This is a genomic window from Bacillus sp. GMs2/2, from assembly GCF_050172095.1.
GTDB classification, from domain to species: domain Bacteria; phylum Bacillota; class Bacilli; order Bacillales; family Bacillaceae_G; genus Bacillus_A; species Bacillus_A cereus.
Map to the genome: position 1 here is coordinate 1 of NZ_JBNLYE010000338.1, position 4,134 is coordinate 4,134.

Consider the following 4,134-nt stretch of genomic DNA (forward strand, 5'->3'; position numbering starts at 1 on the left):
ATCGTTTCAATTGTTGTTTGGAAGATACTGAGGTGATTTAACTGGAGTACAAATCTATTAAACCGAAAAAAATTTACGAAGAAGTATCTGAAGCTATTTTAACAATGATTAAAAATGGTACGTTAAAACCTGGTGACAAACTACTCCCTGTGCATCAATTAGCTGAGCAGTTTCAAGTTGGCAGATCTGCTGTTCGTGAAGCGCTAAGTGCGCTAAGAGCGATGGGCTTAATTGAGATGAAACAAGGAGAAGGTACATATGTGAAGAACTTCGATTCTTCTTCATTAACGAAATCATTAAACAATAGATTATTAATGAAGAAAGAAGATATTTTGAATTTATTAGAAGTACGAAAGGTGCTTGAAGTGGGGGCAGTTCGAGTAGCGGCGGCAAAACGTACGGAAGATAATTTACAAAATATGAAACATTGGTTAGATGAAATGGCAAAGAGCATTGGAGATGAAAAGGCTGGCGAAAAAGCCGATTTTCAATTTCATATGGGAATTGCAGAGTCTTCGCATAATAGCATTTTGCTTGAACTCATGAATCATGTTTCAGAGATGATTGCTGAAACGATTGGTGAATCAAGACGCATTATTTTATATGGTGAACAAACGACATCAGAACGACTTATAGAAGAGCATCAAGTTATATATGATGCGGTGTTAAAACAAGATGTAGAATTAGCGCAGCAAGCAATGCTAGATCACTTAACAAATGTAGAACATATTGTCACAGGTAAAAACGATATAAATTCGTAATTTAATCTTTTAAAAATTTAATTTTCTGATAAAATAGAGAAAGATTAAGTAAGCGTTTTCTTTAGAAGAGGGAGAGGATAGGCCATGGTTGAGCCTATTTCTTCTCTGCTAAGTCATCTGATGACCATATGTTTGTTGGTGAAGTTGTAAAAAGGGGGAGTAATAGTTATGAAAGTTACTTTATTTGTTACTTGTTTAGTCGATATGTTTGAAACAAATGTCGGTAAAGCAACGGTTGAAGTGTTGGAGCGTTTAGGTTGTGAAATTGAATTTCCAGAAGCGCAAGTTTGTTGTGGTCAGCCTGCTTATAATAGCGGCCATGTAGAAGCAGCAAAAGAAGCAATGAAACATATGATTGAAACTTTTGAAGATGCAGAATATATTGTTACGCCATCTGGTTCTTGTGCGACAATGTTTCATGAGTATCCACATGTTTTCAAAGATGATCCAAAGTGGGCTAAACGTGCACAAAAAGTTGCTGATAAAACTTATGAATTTACACAGTTTATTGTGGATGTTTTAAAGGTTACTGATGTTGGTGCAAGTTTACCAGGGGTCGCTACTATTCATAAATCATGTCATATGACACGTATGCTTGGAATAAAAGAAGCACCAGGAATTTTATTATCAAATGTAAAAGGATTAACTGTGAGAGATTTGCCAAACGTGCAAAATTGTTGCGGGTTTGGGGGAACGTTTTCAGTTAAGATGACTCCAATTTCTGAGCAAATGGTAGACGAAAAAGTAGATAGTGTAATGGAAACAGGTGCAGATTATTTAATCGGTGCAGATTGTGGGTGTTTGTTAAACATTGGCGGACGTATTGAGCGTTTAGGAAAAGAAGTAAAAGTAATGCATATTGCTGAGGTACTGAATAGTCGCTCATGAAGGGGGAACATAAGCTATGTCTATGAAAATCAGTGAGAAAAAATTTAATGATCGCGTTGGTGATGGAATTCAAGATTCGTTTATGCGCGGAGCAGTATCTTCTGCACAAACCCGTTTATATACGAATCGCTTAAAAGCCGCAGATGAACTAGGAAACTGGGAAGAGTGGCGTGAACTAGGTGAACAAATTCGTCAACATACGTTAGAAAATCTTGATTATTACTTAATGCAGTTAAGTGAAAATGTATCAAAAAGAGGCGGACACGTGTACTTTGCGAAAACGAAAGAGGAAGCAGCAAAGTATATTCAAGACGTTGCAAAAAAGAAGCAGGCAAAAAAGATAGTAAAATCAAAGTCGATGGTAACAGAAGAAATCAGTATGAACCATGCGCTTGAAGAGATTGGCTGTGAAGTGTTAGAGAGTGACTTAGGAGAGTATATCTTGCAAGTAGATAACGATCCACCTTCACATATTATTGCACCTGCACTTCATAAAAATAGAACGCAAATTCGCGATGTATTTAAAGAAAAGCTAGGCTATGAAAATTCTGATGACCCGTATGAAATGACAAAGTTTGTTCGTAAACAACTTCGTGAGAAATTTATGGATGCAGAAATTGGTGTAACTGGTTGTAACTTTGCTGTTGCAAATACTGGCTCTCTTTGTTTAGTAACGAATGAAGGTAATGCAGATCTTGTTATGTCAATTCCTAAAACACAAATAGCGGTAATGGGTATGGAACGTATGGTTCCGACAATGGAAGAATTAGATGTTTTAGTTGGTTTACTATGTCGTAGTGCAGTAGGTCAAAAATTAACAAGTTATGTAACAGTAGCGGGGCCAATTCAAGAAGAGGAAGTTGATGGACCTGAAGAATTTCATTTAGTTGTTGTTGATAATGGTCGCTCTCAAATTCTTGGATCTGAATTCCGTTCAGTATTACAATGTATTCGTTGCGCTGCTTGTGTTAATGTATGTCCTGTATATCGTCACGTTGGTGGACATTCATATGGATCGATTTACTCAGGACCAATCGGTGCGGTATTAACACCGCTTCTAGGTGGATATGATGATTACAAAGAGCTTCCTTATGCATCTAGTTTATGCGGAGCATGTACAGAAGCTTGTCCAGTAAAAATTCCATTGCATGATTTATTATTAAAACATCGTCAAGTCATCGTTGAGCAAGAAGGTCGTGCACCACTTGCAGAAAAACTGGCTATGAAAATGTTTAGTATGGGTGCTTCTTCAGCTGCTTTATATAAAATGGGTTCAAAAATGGCACCAGCGGCAATGAGTCCATTTACATCTGGTAATCGTGTATCAAAAGGTGTTGGACCACTTAAAAACTGGACGGATATTCGTGAATTCCCAGCTCCAAGTAAAGAACGATTCCGTGATTGGTATAAAGATCATAAGAAAGGCGGGGATAAATAATGACAGGATTAATTCAAAACCGTGATGCCTTTCTAGATAACATTGCAAAAGAACTTGGGCGCGCGCGTAAAACAGAAGGTGTAGAGCGTCCAGTATGGAAAAGTAATGTGAATATAGAAACGCTAAAAGATTATTCACAAGAAGAATTACTAGAAGTGTTTAAAGAGCAATGTACAAACATTCATACAACTGTAGTAGAAACGACAAACGACCGTTTAGGTGAAGACCTTCAAAAAGTAATCATGGAAAACGGCGGGGGACCTATTTTATTATCAGCAGATGCGCGTTTTGATGCATATGGTTTAACATCTTTATTTAAAGAAGAACTTCCAAAGCGAGATGTTGAAGTAAATGTATGGGATCCAGAGAGAAAAGACGAAAATATGCGTTTAGCTGAAAAAGCGAATATTGGTATTGCATTTAGTGATTATACATTAGCTGAATCTGGTACAATTGTTGTACAAAGTCATAAAGGTCAAGGGCGTTCTTTACACTTTTTACCGACTGTATATTTTGCTATTATTCCACGTGAAACACTTGTGCCTCGTATTACACAAGCAGTTCAGGATATGAACTCACGCGTAGAAAATGGGGAGACAGCGGCATCTTGTATTAACTTTATTACAGGGCCAAGTAACTCGGCTGACATCGAGATGAATCTTGTTGTCGGAGTACATGGACCATTAAAAGCAGTTTATTTCATCGTATAAAAGAGGGGAAAGCAGGCCAGGAAATGGCCTGCTTTTTAGTAGAATAAAGGATAATATGAAGTAGAAGTTCTCTCCTTTTTTTGCTATGTTTTTTGGGAAAGGAGAGGAAGGGATGTTCACTTATTTATATGCACTGTTAGCAGGGATGGTGTTTGGTTCTTTTTTTATGCTAGTTGCGATGAGGGTTCCATTAGGTGCTTCTATTATTACCCCGCGTTCACATTGTGATTATTGCAAATATGTGCTAAGGACAAAAGAACTAATCCCCATCATTTCATTTTATATACAAAGAGGCTGTTGTACGAATTGTAAGAGGAAAATTCCAATTATGTATGTA

General features: G+C 37.2%; 5 protein-coding genes. All 5 read left to right on the plus strand.

Annotation, left to right across the window (positions count from 1 at the left end):
• The first annotated feature begins 71 nt into the window (after nucleotides 1-71).
• A complete protein-coding gene (locus tag ACQGS6_RS23755; RefSeq protein WP_254904472.1) occupies nucleotides 72-761 on the plus strand; it encodes a FadR/GntR family transcriptional regulator in 690 nt (229 codons plus the stop codon).
• A 168-nt stretch (nucleotides 762-929) separates the two neighbouring features.
• Nucleotides 930-1,649 carry a (Fe-S)-binding protein gene (locus ACQGS6_RS23760; protein ID WP_000869150.1) on the plus strand — a complete coding sequence of 240 codons (720 nt, stop codon included), beginning with the start codon at nucleotides 930-932 and terminating at the stop codon, nucleotides 1,647-1,649.
• 16 nt (nucleotides 1,650-1,665) lie between these two features.
• Nucleotides 1,666-3,087 (plus strand): LutB/LldF family L-lactate oxidation iron-sulfur protein, encoded by a 1,422-nt coding sequence (locus ACQGS6_RS23765; RefSeq protein ID WP_000061922.1) that lies wholly within the window; start codon nucleotides 1,666-1,668, stop codon nucleotides 3,085-3,087.
• Nucleotides 3,087-3,797: a LutC/YkgG family protein gene (locus ACQGS6_RS23770; RefSeq protein WP_000147183.1), complete on the plus strand. Its 711-nt coding sequence runs from the start codon at nucleotides 3,087-3,089 to the stop codon at nucleotides 3,795-3,797. The genes ACQGS6_RS23765 and ACQGS6_RS23770 overlap by 1 nt, the downstream gene beginning before the upstream one ends.
• Before the next feature lie 112 nt (nucleotides 3,798-3,909).
• Nucleotides 3,910-4,134: prepilin peptidase (locus ACQGS6_RS23775; protein WP_426965703.1), on the plus strand; the 225-nt coding region annotated here is incomplete at its 3' end.

What these genes read in the sequence shown, in the direction of transcription:
- ACQGS6_RS23760 (WP_000869150.1), top strand. Translation starts at nt 930, where the DNA reads ATGAAAGTTACTTTATTTGTTACTTGTTTAGTCGATATGTTTGAAACA.
- ACQGS6_RS23765 (WP_000061922.1), top strand. Translation starts at nt 1,666, where the DNA reads ATGTCTATGAAAATCAGTGAGAAAAAATTTAATGATCGCGTTGGTGAT.
- ACQGS6_RS23770 (WP_000147183.1), top strand. Translation starts at nt 3,087, where the DNA reads ATGACAGGATTAATTCAAAACCGTGATGCCTTTCTAGATAACATTGCA.